The 20,890-nt window shown below is 70.8% G+C and carries 17 protein-coding genes and 2 tRNA genes; 17 read left to right on the top strand and 2 right to left on the bottom strand.

The features are described from left to right. The first annotated feature begins 41 nt into the window (after positions 1–41). The 10 genes from dusB (at position 42) to EDF31_RS11425 (ending at position 12,845) form a co-directional block, all read left to right on the top strand. Positions 42–1,196, top strand: a complete 1,155-nt coding sequence (dusB, locus tag EDF31_RS11470; RefSeq protein ID WP_123340413.1) for a tRNA dihydrouridine synthase DusB — start codon at positions 42–44, stop codon at positions 1,194–1,196. Beyond that, complete coding sequence (locus EDF31_RS11465; RefSeq protein ID WP_131846215.1) at positions 1,193–2,488, top strand: deoxyguanosinetriphosphate triphosphohydrolase; 1,296 nt, start codon at positions 1,193–1,195, stop codon at positions 2,486–2,488. Before dusB ends, EDF31_RS11465 begins: the two co-directional genes overlap by 4 nt. A gap of 86 nt (positions 2,489–2,574) precedes the next feature. Continuing rightward, entirely contained in the window at positions 2,575–4,488 is a 1,914-nt protein-coding gene (gene dnaG, locus EDF31_RS11460) for a DNA primase (protein ID WP_131846214.1), read from the top strand. 550 nt (positions 4,489–5,038) lie between these two features. Further along, complete coding sequence (locus EDF31_RS11455; RefSeq protein WP_131846213.1) at positions 5,039–6,670, top strand: ABC transporter substrate-binding protein; 1,632 nt, start codon at positions 5,039–5,041, stop codon at positions 6,668–6,670. 116 nt (positions 6,671–6,786) lie between these two features. Next, positions 6,787–7,863, top strand: a complete 1,077-nt coding sequence (locus tag EDF31_RS11450; RefSeq protein ID WP_123292841.1) for an ABC transporter permease — start codon at positions 6,787–6,789, stop codon at positions 7,861–7,863. 2 nt (positions 7,864–7,865) lie between these two features. After that, positions 7,866–8,870 (top strand): ABC transporter permease, encoded by a 1,005-nt coding sequence (locus EDF31_RS11445; protein WP_131846212.1) that lies wholly within the window; start codon positions 7,866–7,868, stop codon positions 8,868–8,870. Continuing rightward, positions 8,867–10,543 carry an ABC transporter ATP-binding protein gene (locus EDF31_RS11440; RefSeq protein WP_123292571.1) on the top strand — a complete coding sequence of 559 codons (1,677 nt, stop codon included), beginning with the start codon at positions 8,867–8,869 and terminating at the stop codon, positions 10,541–10,543. The genes EDF31_RS11445 and EDF31_RS11440 overlap by 4 nt, the downstream gene beginning before the upstream one ends. A gap of 175 nt (positions 10,544–10,718) precedes the next feature. Next, the gene (locus EDF31_RS11435) at positions 10,719–11,648 is read left to right on the top strand and encodes an ATP-binding cassette domain-containing protein (RefSeq protein WP_123292572.1); all 930 of its coding nucleotides are present in this window, start codon (positions 10,719–10,721) and stop codon (positions 11,646–11,648) included. After that, on the top strand, positions 11,645–12,646 hold the full coding sequence (locus EDF31_RS11430) for a D-isomer specific 2-hydroxyacid dehydrogenase family protein (RefSeq protein ID WP_243649989.1): 1,002 nt from the start codon (positions 11,645–11,647) through the stop codon (positions 12,644–12,646). The genes EDF31_RS11435 and EDF31_RS11430 overlap by 4 nt, the downstream gene beginning before the upstream one ends. A gap of 126 nt (positions 12,647–12,772) precedes the next feature. Then, positions 12,773–12,845, top strand: a tRNA-Asn gene (locus EDF31_RS11425). Between the two features lie 143 nt (positions 12,846–12,988). On the opposite strand, the gene EDF31_RS11420 is transcribed toward EDF31_RS11425, so the two are convergent. Then, positions 12,989–14,407 carry a hypothetical protein gene (locus tag EDF31_RS11420; protein ID WP_131846211.1) on the bottom strand — a complete coding sequence of 473 codons (1,419 nt, stop codon included), beginning with the start codon at positions 14,405–14,407 and terminating at the stop codon, positions 12,989–12,991. Positions 14,408–14,548: 141 nt separating this feature from the next. On the opposite strand from EDF31_RS11420, the gene EDF31_RS11415 reads away from it, so the two are divergent. Then, positions 14,549–15,037, top strand: coding sequence for a hypothetical protein (locus EDF31_RS11415; RefSeq protein WP_131846210.1), 489 nt, complete (start codon positions 14,549–14,551; stop codon positions 15,035–15,037). 59 nt (positions 15,038–15,096) lie between these two features. Here the strand turns inward: EDF31_RS11415 and def are convergent, their stop codons facing one another. Next, positions 15,097–15,672, bottom strand: coding sequence for a peptide deformylase (def, locus tag EDF31_RS11410; RefSeq protein WP_131846209.1), 576 nt, complete (start codon positions 15,670–15,672; stop codon positions 15,097–15,099). A gap of 39 nt (positions 15,673–15,711) precedes the next feature. Here def and EDF31_RS11405 point away from each other — a divergent pair, with 39 nt between their 5' ends. The 6 genes from EDF31_RS11405 to EDF31_RS11380 all read left to right on the top strand — a co-directional run bounded on the left by EDF31_RS11405 (position 15,712) and on the right by EDF31_RS11380 (position 20,695). Further along, positions 15,712–16,623 carry a DMT family transporter gene (locus EDF31_RS11405; RefSeq protein ID WP_181437562.1) on the top strand — a complete coding sequence of 304 codons (912 nt, stop codon included), beginning with the start codon at positions 15,712–15,714 and terminating at the stop codon, positions 16,621–16,623. Positions 16,624–16,768: 145 nt separating this feature from the next. After that, the gene (locus tag EDF31_RS11400) at positions 16,769–17,980 is read left to right on the top strand and encodes a glycosyltransferase (RefSeq protein ID WP_131846208.1); all 1,212 of its coding nucleotides are present in this window, start codon (positions 16,769–16,771) and stop codon (positions 17,978–17,980) included. A gap of 10 nt (positions 17,981–17,990) precedes the next feature. After that, a tRNA-Ile gene (locus tag EDF31_RS11395) sits at positions 17,991–18,065 on the top strand. A 7-nt stretch (positions 18,066–18,072) separates the two neighbouring features. After that, the gene (locus tag EDF31_RS11390) at positions 18,073–19,197 is read left to right on the top strand and encodes an AI-2E family transporter (RefSeq protein WP_207896192.1); all 1,125 of its coding nucleotides are present in this window, start codon (positions 18,073–18,075) and stop codon (positions 19,195–19,197) included. Continuing rightward, complete coding sequence (locus EDF31_RS11385; protein ID WP_131846207.1) at positions 19,194–20,024, top strand: DUF1684 domain-containing protein; 831 nt, start codon at positions 19,194–19,196, stop codon at positions 20,022–20,024. The genes EDF31_RS11390 and EDF31_RS11385 overlap by 4 nt, the downstream gene beginning before the upstream one ends. A 170-nt stretch (positions 20,025–20,194) precedes the next feature. Continuing rightward, complete coding sequence (locus EDF31_RS11380; protein WP_235035923.1) at positions 20,195–20,695, top strand: DUF3145 domain-containing protein; 501 nt, start codon at positions 20,195–20,197, stop codon at positions 20,693–20,695. Positions 20,696–20,890 lie beyond the last annotated feature (195 nt).

Here is a 20,890-nt window from a genome sequence, read left to right as displayed (position 1 = left end):
AACGCTACCGGCGAGCACCGACGTGGGAAGATGGGACAGGTATGACGATCACACAAGCCCCAGCACGGCCTCTGCGCATCGGCCCGATCGAGGTCGACGTGCCAGTCGTGCTCGCGCCCATGGCGGGCATCACGAACATGGCGTACCGCCGGCTCTGCCGCGAGTACGGCGCCGGTCTCTACGTCTGCGAGATGATCACCTCGCGCGCACTGGTCGAACGCACCCCCGTGTCGATGCAGCTCATCCAGCACCACGAGTCCGAGACCCCGCGGTCGATCCAGCTGTACGGCGTCGAGCCGAACACCGTGGCCGAGGCCGCTTCGATCCTGGTGGGCGAGGACCGTGCCGACCACATCGACCTGAACTTCGGCTGCCCGGTGCCCAAGGTCACCCGCAAGGGCGGCGGCGCGGCCCTGCCCTGGAAGCTCGAGCTGTTCCGCGAACTCGTCACGAAGACCGTCCGCGCCGCAGGGAACGTGCCGGTCACCGTGAAGATGCGCAAGGGCATCGACGAAGACCACCTGACCTACCTCGACGCCGCCCGCATCGCGCGGGACGCCGGCGTCGCCGCGGTGTCGCTGCACGCCCGCACGGCGAACGAGCACTACTCCGGTCACGCCGACTGGTCGGCGATCGCGACGCTGAAGGAGGCCGTCACCGACATCCCGATCCTCGGCAACGGGGACATCTGGTCGGCTGCCGACGCCCTGCGCATGGTCGACGAGACCGGCGTCGACGGCGTCGTCGTCGGACGCGGGTGCCTCGGGCGCCCGTGGCTGTTCGGCGACCTGGCGGCGGCGTTCCGCGGCGAAGGGCTGCGGTACATGCCGACCCTGGGCGAGGTCGCTGACGGGTTCCGTCGGCACGCCGAACTGCTCGTCGAGTTCTTCGGGTCCGAGGACCACGGCTGCCGCGACGCCCGCAAGCACGTGGCCTGGTACTTCAAGGGGTACCCGATCGGCAGCGACGTGCGGTCCGGTCTCGCGCTGTCGTCGAGCCTGCAGGAGATCGACGACCTGCTCGGGCAGCTCGACCGCGACGCACCGTACCCGGGCGAGGGCGCCGAAGGCCCCCGTGGTCGCTCCGGCAACCCGAAGCGCACCGCACTGCCCGACCGCTGGCTCGAGTCCCGCGACGTCGACAGCGAGTTCCGCAAGGTCCTCGCCGCCGCCGAGCTGCACCACAGCGGCGGATGAGCGCCACCGCCTCGTACGGCCCGGCCGACGCCGAGCGCTGGCTCCCCGAAGAGCACGGCAACCGCCGATCGGACTTCGCCCGTGACCGCGCACGGCTGCTGCACTCCAGCGCGCTCCGTCGCCTCGCCGCCAAGACCCAGGTGCTCAGCCCGACGACCGGGCTCGACTTCGCCCGCAACCGCCTGACCCACTCGCTCGAGGTGGCGCAGGTCGGTCGCGAGCTCGCGGACTCGTTGGGCCTCGACCCCGACGTGGTGGACACCGCGTGCCTGGCGCACGACATCGGCCACCCGCCCTTCGGCCACAACGGTGAGACCGCCGTCAACGCCTGGGCCGCCGGCATCGGCGGGTTCGAGGGCAACGCGCAGACGCTGCGGCTGCTCACCCGGCTCGAGCCGAAGGTGTACGGCGTCCGGCTCGGCGCCGACGTCGACCGTCCGTTCGGACTCAACCTGACCCGTGCGTCGTTGGACGCCAGCTGCAAGTACCCGTGGCCCGCGGCGCAGGGCGTCTCCGAGTCGTCATCGGGCCGGACCAAGTTCGGCTTCTACGACGACGACCACGACGCCTTCGAGTGGCTCCGTGCCGGGGCGCCCCGTCGGCAGCGGTGCATCGAGGCGCAGGTCATGGACCTGTCCGACGACATCGCGTACTCGGTGCACGACTTCGAGGACGCCGTCGTCGCCGGGTTCATCGACGTCGCGGCGCTCGGCGACCGCGTCGGCGAGAACGACATCGTCACCGCGATGCACGCGTGGGTGGGCGACGACCTGAGTCGTGAGGAACTGCTCGAGGCGTTCGACCGCCTCCGGGCCCTGCCGCTCTGGATGACCTCGTACGACGGGTCCCGGCGCGACGCGGCACACCTGAAGAACCTCACCTCGCAGCTGATCGGACGCTTCGCGCGGACGGCGACGGCCGCGACCCGCGAGTCCTACGCGTCCGGGTCCCTGGTCCGGTTCGCGGCGTCCGTCGTGACGCCGCCGGAGATCATCGGCGAGATCGCGGTCCTCAAGGGGATCGTGGCGGCGTTCGTGATGACGCAGGGCGACCGGCAGCCCGTGTACGAAGACCAGCGTCGGATCCTGACGGAGCTGCTCGACGCCCTGGCGGCGTCGGGTGCGTCGGACCTCGAGCCCGGCTTCGCCGCCGACTGGCGTGCGGCGTCCGACGACGACGGCCGACTCCGCGCCGTGGTCGACCAGGTCGCGAGCCTGACGGACCAAGGGGCGATCGCCTGGCACCGGCGGTTGGTCGTCGGCGAGCGGGAAGCGGTCCACATCCCGGTGTGAGCGGGGTGCTCCGTCGGCCTCGGTGGTTCGTCCACATCTCGGGGCCGCGGTCGGCCGAGGTCGGTCCCACGAACTAGGATCAGAGGGTGGCTGGCAGGATCGCGCGGAACGACATCGACGAGGTCCGCTCGCGTGTCAACATCGCCGACGTCGTCGGCGACTACGTCACGCTGAAGAACGCGGGCGTCGGCTCGATGAAGGGGCTCTGCCCCTTCCACGACGAACGCTCTCCGTCGTTCCACGTCCGACCCCAGGTCGGCCGGTACCACTGCTTCGGGTGCGGCGAGGACGGCGACGTCTTCAGCTTCATCATGGCGCAGGACCACACCACCTTCGCCGAGGCCGTCGAGCGCATGGCCGCGAAGATCGGCTTCACCCTGCACTACGAAGAGGGCGACGGGCCACGCACCGATTACAACACCCGCGCCCGGCTGATCGCCGCCAACGAAGCCGCGCTCGAGTTCTACACGGCGCAGCTCACGACCGCCGCGGCCGACCCCGCACGGCGGTTCCTGGGGGAGCGCGGGTTCGATCCCTCGGCGGCGCAGCACTTCGGCGTCGGCTTCGCCCCGAAGTCGTTCGACATGCTCAAGGACCACCTGCGCGGTCGGGGCTTCACGCTCGAGGAACTCACCTCGGCCGGGCTCGTCAGCCAGGGCGACCGCTCGCCCTACGACCGGTTCCGTGGGCGCCTGATGTGGCCGATCCGCGACGTCACCGGGGCGACGATCGGGTTCGGTGCTCGTCGCCTGCTCGAGGACGACAAGGGCCCGAAGTACCTCAACACGCCCGAGACCCCGATCTACCACAAGAGCCAGGTGCTCTACGGGCTCGACCTGGCCCGCCGCGACATCTCGAAGCAGAAGCAGGTCGTGATCGTCGAGGGCTACACCGACGTCATGGCCTGCCACGTCGCCGGCATCACCACCGCGGTCGCCACGTGCGGCACCTCGTTCGGCGTCGACCACATCAAGGTGCTGCGCCCGATGCTCGGCGACCTGGCCGGCGCCGACCCGAACGCCAACGGCGAGGTGGTCTTCACCTTCGACCCGGACGAGGCCGGACAGCGTGCCGCATCCCGCGCCTTCGCCGAGGAACAGCGGTTCGCCGCGCAGACGTTCGTCGCCGTGGCGCCCGGTGGTCTCGACCCGTGCGACCTCCGGCTGGCCCGCGGCGACGACGCCATCCGCCGCCTGATCACGAACAAGCGCCCGATGTTCGAGTTCATGATCCGCCGCACGTTGGAGGGCCACGACCTCGAGACGGTCGAGGGCCGCGTCAGTGCCCTCCGCGCCGCCGCGCCCGTGCTCGCCGGCATCCGCGACCGCTCGCTCACCCAGGGCTACGTCCGCGAGCTCGCCGGCTGGCTCGGCATGGACATGCCCGAGGTTCGTCGATCGGTCGAGACCGCGCGTCGGCGTGCGGGGTCGACGGACGATCGGTCAGGAGGCCCGGGGCGCGACGGTCGCGCCGGTCACGCAACCGACGGGGCCGGTGTGGTCGAGGAGCCCGTCGCCGGGATACGCTCGCTGCCCAACGACCCGATCAGCCGCATGGAGCGCGACGCCGTCATGGCGATGGTGCAGCAGCCGACCTCGGTCGGAGCGCCGCTGCTCGGGCTCGCCGCATCGGCCACGTTCTCGGCGCCGATGCTCGCCGTCGTGCGGGACGCCGTGGTCGCCAACGTCGACGTCATCGGGGCGGGGGACTGGCTCGACCGGTTGCTCGCCGACGTGCCGACCCCCTTGCGCACCCTGACGCACGAGCTGGCCCTCGCGCCGATCCCCGCCCGCAACGCCGAGGACCTCGCCGCGTACTGCCGGAGCATCGTCGTCGCCCTGGTCGAGCGGGACCTGCTCGCCCGCAAGGCCTCGTTGCTCGGACAACTGCAGCGTGCGGACCCGCACGAGCAGGCCGAGCGGCGCGCCGAGATCCAGCGGCAGCTCGTGGACATCGACGCGCAGCGCATGCGGCTCCGCGCCGACGCCGAGGCGTCCTAGCCCCTCGCTCTCGCCGCCCGAGTGCCGGGTGCCGGGCGCGCGGCTGTGTCGGGCGTCGAGTGGTCGCAAGGCGTCGGCTGGCCGGGGTCCGGCCGACGGGACGTGACCGCTCGGGGTGGGACGGGCGGTGTGTCGTGACCGGTCGGCGGGGGCGAGGGACGGGGCCGACGTGGGGCGAGCCTCCAGGCCGACGGTGTGGCCGCACGACGTGCCGGGTGTCGGGCGTCGAGTGGTCGCAAGGCGTCGGCTGGCCGGGGTCCGGCCGACGGGACGTGACCGCTCGGGGTGGGACGAGCGGTGCGTCGTGACCGGTCGGCGGGCGCGACCACCCAGGTTGCAGCGCGCAACTTTCGTGTGCGGCGCGCCGGGTCGATGCGCACGAATGATGCATCACGCGACGGGTGCTTGCATTACAGCGGTGTAAACAAATCGCTCCCGGTTCGATCTGTTCCGTGACAGGGTGATACCAATGAGCGTTCCTGGCCGGGCACACAGACGTACCACCCGCCGGTCCGGACACTTGCACCCATCTTCAAGAGAGGCATCGAACATGGCATCCGTGTTCAAGAAGCACACAGGCACGTGGGGCAGGCGCGGCATCGCGCTCGGCGCCGGAGCAGCAGCGACGGCGCTGGTGCTGACCGGCTGCGCGAGCAGCAGCGTGAGCGACACCGAGCTGAACGGCCTGAGCATCGGGACGACGGACAAGATCACGTCCCTCGACCCCGCCGGCTCCTACGACAACGGCTCGTTCGCCGTGCAGAACCAGGTCTTCCCGTTCCTGATGAACACGCCCGTGGGCAGCCCGGACGTCGAGCCGGACATCGCCACGAAGGCGGAGTTCACGAGCCCGACCACGTACGAGGTCACCCTCAAGGACGGCCTCGAGTTCGCGAACGGCAACAAGCTCACCTCGAGCGACGTGAAGTTCTCGTTCGACCGCGAGCTCAAGATCAACAACGAGAACGGCCCGCAGTCGCTGCTCGCCAACCTCAAGAGCATCGACACCCCGGACGACACGACCGTGGTGTTCAACCTCGACCACGCCGACCAGACCTGGCCGCAGGTGCTCTCGAGCCCCGCCGGCCCGATCGTCGACGAAGACGTCTTCAGCGCGACGAAGCTCACCAGCGCGGACGACATCGTCAAGGGCAAGGCGTTCGCCGGGCAGTACCAGATCAGCTCCTACAAGGAGAACCAGCTGATCCAGTACAAGACGAACCCGAAGTACGACGGCCTGCTCGGCAAGGCGAAGACGTCCGAGGTGACGGCCAACTACTACACCAAGGAGACCGACCTCAAGCTCGCCGTGCAGCAGGGCGACGTCGACGTGGCGTACCGCTCGCTGACGCCGACCGACATCTCGGACCTGCGCAAGGACGACGACCTCAAGGTCACCGACGGCCCCGGCGGCGAGATCCGCTACGTGGTCTTCAACTTCAAGACGCAGCCGTTCGGCACCGGTCAGGACGACGCCGACGAGGCGAAGGCCCTCGCCGTGCGCCAGGCCGCCGCTGACGTGGTCGACCGCGCCGCCCTGGCGAAGGAGGTCTACAACGACACCTTCACGCCGCTGTACTCGATGGTGCCGGACGGCCTCACCGGTGCGGTCCAGCCGTTCAAGGACATGTACGGCGACGGCGACGGTGGCCCCGACGTCGACAAGGCGAAGAAGACGCTCGCCGACGCCGGTGTCTCCGGCAAGGTGCAGCTCGACATCCAGTACGCGCCCGACCACTACGGTTCGGCCTCGGACGACGAGTACGCGCTGCTGAAGACGCAGCTCGAGGACTCGGGCCTGTTCACCGTCAACATCCAGTCGACGGTCTACACGACCTACGCGCAGGAGCGCACGAAGGACGCGTACCCGGAGTACCAGCTCGGCTGGTTCCCGGACTTCTCCGACGCCGACAACTACCTGTCGCCGTTCTTCACCAAGGAGAACTTCGTCCAGAACCACTACGACGACTCGGTCATCCAGGACCTCATCGCGAAGGAGCAGGCGGAGTCCGACCCGGACAAGCGTGCCGACCTGATCGAGCAGGCCCAGGAGCGCGAGGCATCGCAGATCTCGACGCTGCCCCTGCTGCAGGGCAAGTCCGTCGCCGTCGCCGGCAAGGACGTCAAGGGCCTGACCCTCGACGCCTCGTTCAAGTTCCGGTACGCCACCCTCAGCAAGTAGCACCACGCCCCTCGCGCAGGCCGCGGGCGTTCCCACGAGGAACGCCCGCGTGCCTGCGCACCGGCATGAAAGGCACCCTCCCCGTGACCCTGAGCACCCCAGAGGCGACCCAGGACGTGAACGGCACCGATCCGACCAAGCCACAGGCACAACGTCGTGCCAAGAGCAGTGGCGGCGGACTCGGCCGGTACGTCCTCGTCAGGTTCCTCCTCATCATCCCGACCGTCTTCATCCTGGTGACGCTCGTGTTCTTCCTGATGCGCGTCATCGGGAACCCGATCACCGCGTCGGTCGGCGGCCGACTCACCCCGACGCAGCTGCAGGAACGCCTGCACGCCGCCGGGTACGACCGTCCCGTGCTCGTGCAGTACTTCGAGTACCTCGGCGGCATCCTGCGCGGTGACTTCGGCAACGCGTCGACCGACAACCGGCCGATCACCGAGATCATCCTGCAGTACGGCGGCGCGACCGCCGAGCTCGTCTTCTACGCCCTCGTCGTCGCGCTCGTGCTCGGCATCCCGCTCGGCATGCTGGCCGCGTACACGCGCGACAAGTGGCCCGACGTGCTGCTCCGTGCCCTCGCGATCCTGACGTACGCGACCCCGGTGTTCTTCGGCGGCCTGCTGCTCAAGCTCGTCTTCTCGGTGTGGCTCGGCTGGCTGCCGCTCGGCGACCGCGCGTCGACCAGGGTGGAGCTCATCCTCGACGGCATCCCCGGCGCGAGCGGCATCTACATCATCGACGCGCTCCGGACCGGCAACGCGGCGGTCATCGGCGACGTGCTGCAGCACGCCGTCCTGCCGGCGCTGACCCTCGGACTGCTGACCGCCGGCATCTTCCTGCGCCTGGTGCGCGCGAACATGATCGGGTCGCTCGGCTCCGAGTACGTCGACGCGGCCCGCTCCCGCGGTGTCCGCGAGTCGCGGCTCGTCCGGACGCACGCGTTCCGCCCCGCCCTCGTGCCGATCATCACGGTCATGGGCCTGCAGATCGCGATGCTGCTGGGTGGTTCGGTCCTGACCGAGACCACCTTCGGCTGGCGCGGCCTGGGCTTCGAGCTCAACCAGTACCTGTCGGCCCGTGACTTCGTCGCGGTCCAGGGCATCGTCGCGATGCTGGCGGTGATCGTCGCGGTGACCAACTTCATCGTCGACGTCGTCGCCGCCCTGATCGACCCGAGAGTGAGGTTCTGACGATGGCCGACACCACCCTCGTCGACCGCCACGAGCCGCTCTGGAAGCGGCTGCCCGTGGTGGTCCAGCTCCGCAAGAGCACCGGCTGGCAGCGCGCCATGCTCATCGTCGGCGTGGTCATCTGCGCCCTGTACCTGCTCGTCGCGGTCTTCGCGCCGCTGCTGGCCCCGTACGGCTTCGGCCAGCTGCAGGGCGCGGACGGCGAGAGCTTCCCGCGCACGGGCGCACCGAGTGCCGAGCACATCTGGGGCACCACCGTCGGCGGGTTCGACGTGTTCAGCCGCGTCGTCTACGGCGCCCGGACCGCGGTCCTCGTCGTGATCGTCGCGGTCGTCGTGTCGATCATCGTGGGCGTCCTGCTCGGCCTGGTCTCCGGCTACCTGGGCGGTTGGCTGGACCGGGTCCTCGTCGTGGTCGCCGACGCGGTCTACGCCTTCCCCTCGCTGCTGCTCGCGATCGTCGTGTCGATCGTGATCTCCGGCGGCAACTCGAGCTACTCGGGCGGCATCGTCGCGGCGGCGATCTCGATCACCGTCGTCTACGTGCCGCAGTACTTCCGGGTGGTCCGCGCCGAGGCTGTGCGCCTGAAGAACGACGCGTTCGTCGAGTCGGCGCGCGTGATGGGCACGAACCCGTGGCGCATCATGATCCGCCACGTGCTGCGGAACTCGACGCGGTCCCTGCCGCTCATCCTGACGCTCAACGCCAGCGATGCGATCCTGACCCTGGCCGGCCTCGGCTTCCTCGGGTTCGGCATCGGGCCGACCAGTGGTGCGGAGTGGGGCTACGACCTCAGCCGTGCGCTGTCCGACGTCGCGAGCGGCGTCTGGTGGACCGGTGTCTACCCGGGTGTCGCGATCGTGGTGCTCGTGCTCGGTGTGACGTTCATCGGCGAGAGCCTCAACGACATCTCCGACCCCCGTCTGCGTGCGCGCCGACGGCTCAAGCAGCTGGTGTCCACGCGCGACGCGCGCAACACGGCCACCGCGGAAGGATCGGGCGCATGACGACCGACACCGAGAACGCACCCGTGGTCGTCGTCGACGACCTCACCGTCACCTTCGCCACCGACGGCGGCGCCGTCGACGCGGTGAAGGGTGTCAGCCTCGACGTCCGCCCCGGCGAGGTCCTCGCCCTGGTCGGCGAGTCCGGCTCCGGCAAGTCCGTCACAGCGCGCGCCATGCTCCGGCTCATGCCCGAGACGGCGACGCTCGGCGGCGCGGTGCTGCTCGACGGCACCGACGTCGTCACCGTCGGCGCGCAGAAGCTGCGCAGCCTGCGGGGGACCGCCGGTGCGATGGTCTTCCAGGAGCCGTCGACCGCCCTCAACCCGGTCTTCACGGTCGGGTGGCAGATCGCCGAGGGGCTCCGCGCCCACGGCGGCATGTCCAAGAAGGAGGCGCGGGCGAAGGCCATCGACTACCTCGGGCGCGTCGGCATCCCCGACCCCGAGACCCGCGTCGACCACTACCCACACCAGTTCTCCGGCGGCCAGAAGCAGCGTGTCGTCATCGCGAGTGCCCTGGCCCTCGAGCCGTCGGTGATCATCGCCGACGAGCCGACCACGGCGCTCGACGTCACGGTGCAGGCCGAGATCCTCGACCTGCTCCGCCGCTGCCGCGACGAGTTCGGCACGGCGATCGTGATCATCACGCACAACATGGGTGTGGTGGCCGACCTGGCCGACCGCGTCGCCGTGATGTACCAGGGCGAGATCGTCGAAGAGGCCTCGGCGACGGACCTGTTCGCGCGTCCGCAGGCCGACTACACGAAGCGGCTGCTCGCCGCCGTGCCCCGGCTCGAGGCGTCGACGGGCACCGCCCGCCGTGCCGCGATCACCGAGGACGTCACCCCGCTGGTCGAGGCGAAGGGGCTCGAGATCGAGTACCCCGGCCGCCTCGGTTCGCCCGCGTTCCGCGCCGTGAAGGGCGTCGACCTGGCGATCCGTCCCGGCGAGGTCCTCGGCTTGGTGGGGGAGTCCGGCTCCGGCAAGACCACGATCGGTCGCGCCATGGCCGGGCTGACGAAGGTCACCGGCGGCTCGCTGAAGGTCCTCGGCGCCGAGATGCTCGGCTACCGGGAGCGCGACTTCAAGCACCTGCGCAAGGACATCGGGTTCGTGTTCCAGGACCCGGCGACGTCGTTCAACCCGCTGCTCACGATCGCCGAGTGCGTCGCCGAGCCGCTGGTCGTCCACAAGGAGGTGTCGAGCCCGCGTGCGGCCCGTAAGCGCGTCGACGAACTCCTCGAGGCGGTCCAGCTGCCGAAGGCGTACGGGGACCGCTACCCGCACGAGCTCTCCGGTGGGCAGCGCCAGCGCGCGTCGCTCGCCCGGTCGCTCGCGCTCCGGCCGAAGCTGCTCATCGCCGACGAGCCGACGAGTGCGCTCGACGTGTCGGTGCAGGCCCGCGTGCTCGAGCTCTTCCTCGAGCTCCAGCAGGACCTGGGCTTCGCGTCGCTGTTCATCAGCCACGACCTGGCGGTCGTGGGCGCGCTGTCCGACCGGATCGCGGTGCTTTACCGCGGCGACCTGGTCGAGGTGGGCACGACGGCGCAGGTCCTCGGCGCTCCGCAGCACCCGTACACGCAACGCCTGCTGGCGTCGCTCCCGGTGCCGGACCCTGCGGAGCAGGCCGAGCGACGGCGTACGCTGGAGCAACTGGAGAACGTCGGGTCCTGACCCGATGCGACCCGCGTCTGGTCCCGACCCGGCGCGACCCGTCCAGGAGGCCCGTCCAGCGTCGTCGACGCACGCCGGGCCTCCTGGACGGTCGCCTCCACAGCTGTACGCACGACGGTCCTGCCAGCGCGGTCCGTCGCGAACCGCCGCCAGGGGGCGGCGTGGAAGGGGACCCATGATCGCGGTCAACGGACCGGCGGTCGTCGCGGACGACGTGTCGATCGAGTACCGGGGCGGACGGGGGTCCGAGTCGATCCGAGCGGTCGACGGGGTCAGCCTGACGGTGCGGCAGGGCGAGATCCTCGCACTGCTCGGTGAGTCGGGGTCGGGCAAGTCGACCTTCGCCGCCGCGATCGCGGGGCAGCTCGGGTCGCACGGCGAGGGTGACGGTGCGCTGCGCCGGCACATCGTCGGGGGCGAACTGACCGTCCTCGGCCAGAAGACCCGCGGCCTGCGCGGTTCGTCCCGCAAGCTCGAGCGGCTGAGCGGCCGCATCGGCTACCTGCCGCAGGACGGCGCCGACCGGCTCAGCCCGGACCTCACCGTCGGCGAGGCCATCGCTGAACCGATCTACCAGCGCGACCGCCGCTTCGACCGGAAAGAGGCGGGCCTGATCGTCGCGCGCCTGGTCGACGCCGTGCACCTGCCGCTCGGCGTGATGCGGCTGAACACCTGGGAGCTCTCCAGCGGGCAGCGGCAGCGTGTCGCCCTGGCGCGGGCCCTCGTGCTCGAACCCCAGCTCCTGGTCGCCGACGAACCCGCCCGCGGCGTCGACGTGCTCGTGCGCCAGTCGGTGCTCGAGGCCCTGGCGACCCTGCAGCGCAACCGGCAGTTCTCCGCCGTCGTGGTGTCCAGCGACCTGCGTGAAGCCGGCGCCCTGGCCGACCGCGTCGCCGTGATGGCCGATGCCCGGCTGGTCGGCCTCGGCACCTTCGACGAGGTCCTCGACAACCCCGTCGACCCCTACGTCAAGACCCTGGCCGCGACCGCGGCCCGCGGCGTGAAGCGTCGCCCGGCACCCACCGCCCCGCGCCGCTCGACGGCGCCACGCCGACCGGTCGCCGCCGGCACCGGCCCCCGCACGGACCGACAGGAGAACCCGTGAGCACCGCCACCCGAGGCCACCGCGCCGTCGTCCCCACCTCCGGCGCCCCGCTGCCGATCGACGCACCGCAGTCCGGCCCCGTCGCCGTGCTGCCGGAGCCGACCGACCTGCACGTCACCGCGGTGACCGAGGCCGGCGGAACCGTCGCGCCGCTCGACGCGGACACCCGCGGGCTCGTCTGGCTGGACCCCCGCGACCCGTCCGGCCTCGCCGACGCGCTCGACGCCGCACCGGGGATCGGCTGGGTGCAGCTGCCGTTCGCCGGGGTCGACGCCTTCGCGCACCTCATCCAGGAGCACGGCGACCGAGTGCTCTTCACCTCGGCGAAGGGCGCGTACGCGGAGCCCGTCGCCGAGCACGCCCTGGCACTGACGCTCGGGACGCTGCGGGTCCTGCAGAAGCGTGCCCGTGCACACTCGTGGGCCACCGAGCCCGAGGGTGTGTCGCTCTACGGCCGGAACGTCGTCGTGATCGGCGCCGGCGGGATCGCGCTCGAGTACATCCGCCTGCTCGCCCCGTTCGACGTCGACGTCACCGTGGTGCGTCGCTCTGCCGACCCGGTGGACGGCGCATCGCGCACCGTCACCACCGACCAGCTCGACGAGGTCCTGCCCGACGCCGACGTCGTGATGATCGCAGCAGCCATGACCTCGGGCACCGCGAAGCTCTTCGGCGGTCATCAGTTCGCGATCATGAAGCCGTCCGCCCGGCTCGTCAACATCGCCCGCGGGGGACTCGTCGACACCGACGCCCTGGTCGAGGCCCTGCGCAGCGGTGCGATCGCCGCCGCAGGGCTCGACGTCACCGACCCCGAGCCGTTGCCGGACGGCCACCCGCTCTGGTCCGAGCCCGGCGCGGTCATCACGCCGCACCAGGCGGACACCCCGGAGATGGTCGCGCCGCTGCTCGCCGAGCGGGTGCGACTCAACACCACGGCGTTCCTCGACGGCAGCGGCGAGGGCTTCGTCGGTGTCGTCGACCCGGTCGCCGGGTACTGAGGAGCAGTGCTGCACCGGGGGCCACAGCGCGGCGCGCCCGGGCGGCGTGTCCGATGCGGTGAGGGGCGCTGCGGTGCTGCTATGCTGTTACCCGTTGTTCGCACGACATTCGCCAGCGAACAGTGATCCTCGATAGCTCAATTGGCAGAGCAGCCGGCTGTTAACCGGCAGGTTGTTGGTTCGAGTCCAACTCGGGGAGCGTCTGGCCCGGATCCTCACGGATCCGGGCCTTTTGCGTTTCCGGCGCGGTGCCCACGGCCGCCCGCCGCGCGGCCGCCCGCCGCGCGGCCGCCCGCCGCGCGGCCGCCCGCCGCGCGACCGCCCGCCGCACGGGCGCGCCGGTCAGGACGCGGGGGTGCTCGGCTCGATGTGCAGCGTGCCGTCGCGGTTGTTGTCGTCGATCGTGCCGGTCTTCGGCACGTAGACGTCGAGGTAGTCGAGCCGGAAGTGGTCGAGCTGATCGGCGTACTCGGACAGGAACTCCGTGACCTGGTGGGGCATGGCCCGACGGTCGTCGTGGCCGACCACGATCGCGTCGAACGGTCCGTACTGCGGCTTCTGCGTGCCCCGGTCGGGCAGGTAGATGCGCCAGGTGTTCGCACTGAAGCGGGCGAACAGCACGCCCTCGGAGTCCTTGCCGCGCACGTGCAGGGCGTCGGAGAGCAGGGCGATGCCGCTCGGGCGGGACTGTGCCACCGCGACCCCGAGCCGCACCGCCGGCACGAGCAGGCAGGCGACGAGGACGGCCGCCGCGATGCGTCCGACGGGTGGCCGCACCGATGCCAGCCGGCCGTACCCGATGGCGGCCAGGGCGATGATCAGCGGCATCCAGGCGTCGTAGTAGTACGGGAGCGAGACCTTCGCGACGATGACGTAGAACACGAGGAAGACACCGAGCGCGATGCCGAGGAACGCGACGAGCCGGTCCGGCCGGATCGCCAGAGCGCAGGCGACGCCGATGACCAGCACCGTGAGCAGCAACCAGCCGGTGCCCGTCGCCAGGAACGCGAAGTTGGCCCACCACGGTGCCTGGGGGTAGATCGTGCCGAGGATCGCCGTCGGGTGTCCGTGCGCGTTCTGCTGTGCCTGGAACTTCAGCATGTGCCCGATGGCGGTGAAGAGCCCCACTGGCAGGTACAGGAGCACGAAGACCACCACGAACGCGACGCCGCCGTACAGTGCGCCCACGCCCAGGTCGCGCCAGCGGCGGAACAGCAGGGGCAGCGCGCCGATCGCGAGCACGAGCACGGCGGTCGAGACCTTGGACGTGACGGACATCGCGAGCAGCGCCCCTGCTGCGGCGATCCACCACCGGTTGCCGGTGCGCATCCAGGTCCAGGCGGCGGCGAGCGACGCGATCGCGAAGAAGACCATGAGGGGCTCGAGCATCGCGAAGCGGTCGATCCGCGCGCCGATCACCGAACCCGCCTCGGCCCACGACGCACCGGACCCGCGCGGCGTCAGCCACCACGCACCGGCGGCGAGGAGCCCCGTCCAGAAGCCGACCTCGCGGCGCAACCAGACGAACAGGACCACGCCGGTGCCGAGCATCGCGGCCGCGGCGACCAGGCGGGGCCCGAGCGGCCCCTGTCCGACGACGAGCTGCGCGATGCCGTACAGGTACTTCGCCGTCGGCGGGTGCTCGAGGTTGAGCGAGAAACTGCCGTGCACGTACGCCCAGCTCGCCCGGAGGTAGACGAACTCGTCGTTGACGATGGTCGGGCGGCCGAGGTGCCAGAAGGCGACGAACAGGGCGGCCACGGCGACGACCACGAGGGCGGCGACGCGGACGGGGCGGGAGTGCAGGCGGGGGATGAGGACCTCCAGGGCGGGGCATGCCCGACCATCATCGCAGGAGCGACCGTGCGGGTCCTGCCGGGCAGATGCTGTTAGCGTTCACAGGTGCACCGATCCCGTCCGCCCCGCGCCGCGCTCCTCGGCGTGCTGCTCGCGGCGGTCATCGCGCCCGTACTCGTCGGGTGCAGCGGTGCCGGACCGGACACCGACTCGTCAGAGGAACCCACGAGCTCGGAGACCGGGCTCGGGTCGGGTGCTTCGCCGGTGGTGTTCGCCTTCGTGTGCGACGACGGCGACCGCGAGACCTACACGACGTACTCGGCGGTGTGGGAGGACGAGCGGACCTCGTGCACCGCGAAGCGGCTCACGGGCTCGGTGCCGTCGACGCAGCAGCAGGCCGCCGTCGACGCGACCCGGGGCGACGCCACCCTCGTCGAGCTCGCGAGCACCTGCGCCGTGACGGGCACTGACCCGTGGACGTCGGCCGTGGCCGACGACGGCGCAGCGCACGTCGCCGCCGGCCTCCTGCAGTACTGCCCGGGGCACCCGGAGACCGACCACCTGCGCGACGCGCTGTCGACGTACCGGGGCTGAGCCGGGCCTCCCGGTCGTCAGCTGACCACGGCTGGCGACGCGCCGGCCGGACCGGCCCGTCAGCCCTCGGGGTGGTCGCGACCCGGCAGCCACGACTGGCCGGGGCCGCCCCAGCTGTTCTTGCGGATGGCCTTGGCGACCAGCTTGCCGTAGGGGTGCACCAGGCGGTCGGCGTAGAGCCAGCCGTCCAGGTGGTCGTACTCGTGCTGGAAGATGCGCGCGAGCCAGCCGTCGGCCCGGACCTCGAACGGTTCGCCGTGCTCGTCGAACGCCCGGAGCAGCGCGCTGCCGGAGCGTCGGAGCGGGAAGCGTTCGCCCGGCACGGACAGGCAGCCCTCGGACTCGTCGTCCTCGTCGAGCTCGTCGACCGACTCGGGGACCGGCGGGCTGATCCAGAGGACCGGGTTCACGGCTGCGGCGCGGTGCAGTACGTCGTCGTCGTCGGTGTACGAGTACACGAACAGGCGCTTGCCGACGCCGACCTGGGGTCCGGCCAGCCCGACGCCGGGGGCGAGGTCCATGGTCTCGAACATGTCGGCGACGAGGGAACGGAGGTCGTCATCGAACTCGGTGACCTCGGCTGCACGCTCGTGCAGGACGGGTTCGCCGGTGATGCGGATCGGGAGAACGGCCATTCACCCAGGTTATCCGGCGGTGGACGGTAGCCTCGACGCGTGACGACGGACCTCCAGCTGCCCGACGCAGTGAACCTGACGCCGTTCCAGGCCCTCATGATCCCCGTCGCGCTCATCGGTGCGGTGTTCCTGTCGCTGGGAGCGCAGTTCCAGAGCCGGGGCGTGCAGCGGGTCGAGGCGCGGCTGGGGCGGCAGTCGAAGGGGCTGAGCGTCCGGCACGTCGTCGGGCTGGTCTCGAGCGGCTACTGGGTGCTCGGCACGCTGATGCTCGGCATCGCGGTCGTGCTGCAGCTCATCAGCATCACGTACGCGCCGCTGATCGTCGTGCAGCCGCTCGGGGCGGTCGCGCTCGTGATCACCACGTGGTTCTCCTCCCGGTCGTCGGGCGTGCCGCTGGGCCGTCGGGCGAAGCGTGCGGTGTGGACCTGCATCATCGGTGTCGCGATCTTCGTCGGCATCGCGGCGTTCGTCGGGCACGAGAGCGCGATCACCCGGCAGCAGCTGGTGACCGTCCTGATCATCCTGGCCGTGGTGCTCGTGCTGGTGCTGGTGTCGTTCCGACTCGTGGCCAAGCACAAGAGCGCGCTCTACTACATCGTCGGCGCGGGCATCCTCTACGGGTTCGTCGCGACGCTCGCCAAGGTCGTGCTGAACCGGTTCGTGAACGGCACGTTCGACTGGTTGACGGTCCTGGCGATCATCGGGGTGGTCGTCGCGGCGTCGCTCGGCGGGTACTTCGTGCAGAACGCGTACTCGGCCGGTTCGGCGGACCTCGTCATCGCGGGGCTGACCGTGATCGACCCGATCGTCGCCGTCGGGATCGGCGTGGTGGTGCTCGACGAGGCGTCCGGGGCACCGTGGGGTGCGGTCGCCGGGTTCGTGGTCGCGGCCGGCATCGCCATCACCGGGGTGTTCCTGCTCGCCAAGCACCACCCGCAGACGCGCGCCTGACCGCGGGGCCGCGGGCGGCGCAGCGCCGTCGCCCGTCACCCCGAGGTACCACGGGGTCCTCCGCGCGGCTGACGCGGCCGCGGATGCGGGTGCGGTACCGTCGGCAGTCCGACCAGCAATCGCCCACGAGAGGACGACGCCAGCCGTGTCAGGAGACGTCACCACCGCCACCGCCGAACCGACGGGCGCGACGGGCGGACACCGACCCTTGCGCATCCTGATCGCCGCGGACACCTTCCCGCCTGACGTCAACGGCGCCGCCACCTTCGCCGAACAGCTCGCCGTCGGCCTGGCCGAGCGCGGGCACGAGGTCCACGTCGTCGCCCCGGCCTCGAGCCGCAACTACGGCACCTTCGACGAGGAGCACCAGGGCGTGACCCTCGTCGTGCACCGCCTGAAGTCGTACAAGTGGCCGCTGCACGCCTGGCTCCGTTTCGTGTGGCCGTGGAGCGTCAAGAAGTGGACCGGCCCGATCCTCGACGCCGTGAAGCCCGACGTCCTGCACATCCAGTCACACGTCGTCATCGGTCGCGGGATCGTCCCCGAGGCGAACGCGCGCGGCATCCGGGTCATCGCGACGAACCACTTCATGCCCGAGAACCTGCTCGAGTACACGCCGTTCGGCAAGTGGACGCTGCCCATCGCGCTGAAGATCGCGTGGAGCGACGCCGCGAAGACCTACCGGCTCGCCGACACCATCACGACGCCGACGAACCTGGCCGCCGACTACCTGCGCAAGGCCATCGCCGGACAGCGGGTGCTCGCGATCTCGTGCGGGATCGACGCGTCGCGGTACGTGGCGCGCGAGGGCCGTCCGGTCAACAACGACATCGTGTTCGTCGGCCGCGTGGCGCCGGAGAAGAACCTCGACGTGCTGGTCCGGGCCGTGGCGCTGCTGCCCGGTTCGCTCGCGGCGACCCTGACGATCGTCGGCGACGGCGAGATGATCCCGAAGCTGACCGCCCTGGCGAAGGAGCTCGGGCTCGAGGACCGCGTCCGGTTCCTCGGGTTCGTCTCGGACGAGGTCAAGCGCACCGCCCTGACGAACGGCACCGTGTTCGCGATGCCCTCCACCGCCGAGCTGCAGAGCATCTCCTCGCTCGAGGCCATGGCGTCCGGGCTGCCGGTCGTCGCGGCCGACTCGATGGCGCTGCCCCACCTCATCGACGGCAACGGGTACCTGTTCGCCCCCGGCGACGAACACGACCTCGCCGCCAAGCTCGAGGCGGTGTTGACGGCGTCGGAAGCGGAGTACACGGCCATGCGGGAGCGCAGTTCGGCCATGATCGAGGCACACGACATCAACCGCACGCTCACGACGTTCGAGGCGCTGTATCGTGGGGAACCGGTGGCCTGACGGTCGTCGAGGGGCGGTAGCCAAGCTGGTCAAGGCAGTCGGCTCATAACCGAACGATTCGCGGGTTCAAGTCCCGCCCGCCCTACGTGCAGATGAAACGCAAGCGCGAGGACGACCACGACGCAGCTGGTCCGACGCCGAACGTCACGTTCCAGGTGAACCGTGGTGGCACCGGCGTGCGCGTCAACGCCTTCCGCATCGGGTTCATGGGTGCCATCGGTGTGCTCGTCGCGCTGCTCGCCGGCACCATCATCGGCGAGCTCAGCACCGTCCTCGTCTACATCGGGGTCGCGCTCTTCCTCGCGCTCGGCATCGACCCGCTCGTCTCGTTCCTCGAGCGGCTCATCCCGCGGTGGGCGGCGATCACCGTCGTCGTCGTGGGGGTCCTTGCGGCGTTCGCCGGGGTCGTCTTCGCGGTCGTCCCGATCCTGGTCGAGCAGGCGACGAACCTGATCCAGAACTTCCCCGAGGTCGTCGACGACATCTCGAAGCAGCAGTGGGTGCAGGACCTGTCGAAGCAGTTCGCCGGGTCGTTCGACATCGACCACGCGCTCGAGTCGGTGCAGTCGTTCGTCGAGAACCCGGGCAACCTGCTCAGCGTCGGCGGCGGCATCCTGGCGGTCGGCAGCGGCATCCTGTCGGGGCTCACCGGCGTGCTCATCGTCCTCATCCTGATGCTCTACTTCCTCGCGTCGATGCGGGGCATGAAGCGTGCGGCGTACCGGTTCGTGCCGGCGTCGCGCCGCGAGAACTTCATCGACGTCAGTGAGCAGATCACCCAGGCGGTCGGTCGGTACGTCGTCGGCCAGGTGTCGCAGGCGCTCATCAACGGCATCCTGAGCCTGGTGTTCCTGCTCATCATCGGTGCGCCGCTGCCCGTGCTGCTGGCCTCGTTCGCGTTCCTCGGCTCGCTCATCCCGCTCGTCGGCACCCTCGGCGCCGCGGTCGTCATCTCGTTGCTCTGCCTGTTCGCGTCGCCCGCGACCGCCCTCGCAGCGGCGATCTACTACCTCGTCTACATGCAGGTCGAGGCGTACCTCATCTCGCCGCGCATCATGTCGCGTGCCGTGCAGGTGCCCGGGGCCCTCGTGGTCATCGCCGCGGTGGCCGGTGGCACGATCGGCGGCGTGCTCGGCGCCCTGGTCGCCCTGCCCGTCGCCGCGTCGATCATCATCATCGTGCAGAAGGTCATCTACCCGCGGCAGGAGCTGGCGTGACGGACGCCGCCGCCGACTTCGCCGACCATGTCGCGGAACGCGATCGCTGGGCACGCGGGCCTCGTGGCCCCTTGGCCCTGGTGAACGCCCAGCACGTCGACTCCCCGCAGCCGGTGTGGCCGGTCCCCGGCACCTGGGCACCCGCGGTCGGCGGCCTCACGGTGACGGCCGCCGCCACCGACGGTGTCGTCGTGGACGGCGTCCCGGTGGACGGCACGGTGCTCGTCGCCGGTGACACCGCCGTGGTCCCGTCCGCCGTCGCGTTCCCCGACGGCTTCGCGGGCACGGTGTCCGGTTCGACGCTGCGCGTCTGGGACCCCGCGGCGGAGCCGATCCACCGCTTCGCGCGCATCGCCCGGTTCGACCGGTCCGACGACTGGGCGGCTTCCGGCACGTACGTCCCGCTGGACCCCGGTGCGGGCGACGACCGGGAGGCCCGTGGCAGCGTCCTCGACGCCGCCGGCGACGCCCTGCCGGTCGCCGGGCACATCGAGACGGCCGTCGGCAGCACGACCATGCGGTTCGTGGCGGTCCGCTCCGCCGCCTTCCGGGGTGCTCCGCGGCTGCAGCTCATCGTGCAGGACGCCACGAGCGCCCTCGCCGAGGACGACCCCGGCAGCACCTACTCGATGGGCCGCTTCCTGTACCTCGACGACCCCGGCGCCGCGGGCCCGGTCGAGCTCGACTGGAACCTGCTCGTGCTGCCGCCCTGCGCGTTCTCGTACCAGTTCGCCTGCCCGATCCCGCCGGCCGAGAACCGCGTGCCCGCGCCGATCACGGCGGGCGAGCGGCACCCCGTCGACGCTGCGGGCACCGTCCTGCACTGAACCGGACCGCGCTCGGCGGGGTCCTTGCCGTTCCCAGCCGGAACGCTGCATAATGGGCGTGTCCTGTCGGGACATCACAATCGCATACCGAATGGTTCCGTGGCTCGCAGCCGCTCGGATCCTCCGCACCAGGTCGATGGGGAAGTCGCACCTGACGTATCGGAGGAACCGTGAACGGAACGACGACAGGAGTGCTCTACGTGCACTCCTCACCCCGCGCGCTCTGCCCGCACGTCGAATGGGCAGCAGGTCGCGCGATGAACCGTGCCGTGAACTTCTCGTGGCTCGACCAGCCGGCACAGGACGGTGCCCGGCGGACCGAGTTCACCTGGACCGGCGCGGTCGGCGCCGGTGCCGCGATCGCCTCCGCGCTGCGCGGCTGGGAGCACCTGCGCTACGAGGTGACCGAGGAACCGACGACCGAGTCCGACGGCGGTCGCTGGATGCACACGCCAGACCTCGGGGTCTTCTACGCGCAGACCGACGTCACCGGGAACATGGTCATCCCCGAGGACCGCGTCCGCTACGCGATGGAGGTCGCGGGCAGCAACGCGCTCGAACTCCACCGTGAGCTCCGGCTCGCGCTCGGACAGGCCTGGGACGACGAGCTCGAGCCCTTCCGGCACGCGGCCGAGGGCAACCCCGTCGTCTGGCTGCACCGCGTCGGCTGAGACTCGGGCCGCGCTGGCGTCTCCGCCGTTTCGCGAAAGCGACACTGTACCGCCAACATTCGGCCGCAGACTGTCGCTTTGGCGGCGCGGTCGTGAACGTGTGGCCGCGATCTGTCGCCTTCGCGGCACTGAAGCCGGCAACACACACGACGGAAGCCCGCCCCGACGACGCGGGACGGGCCTCCTGGCAGGGTG

It is taken from the genome of Curtobacterium sp. PhB142 (assembly GCF_004341255.1).
GTDB lineage: Bacteria > Actinomycetota > Actinomycetes > Actinomycetales > Microbacteriaceae > Curtobacterium.
Note: the sequence above shows the minus strand (reverse complement) of the source record. Positions and strands in the feature narration are given on the sequence as shown.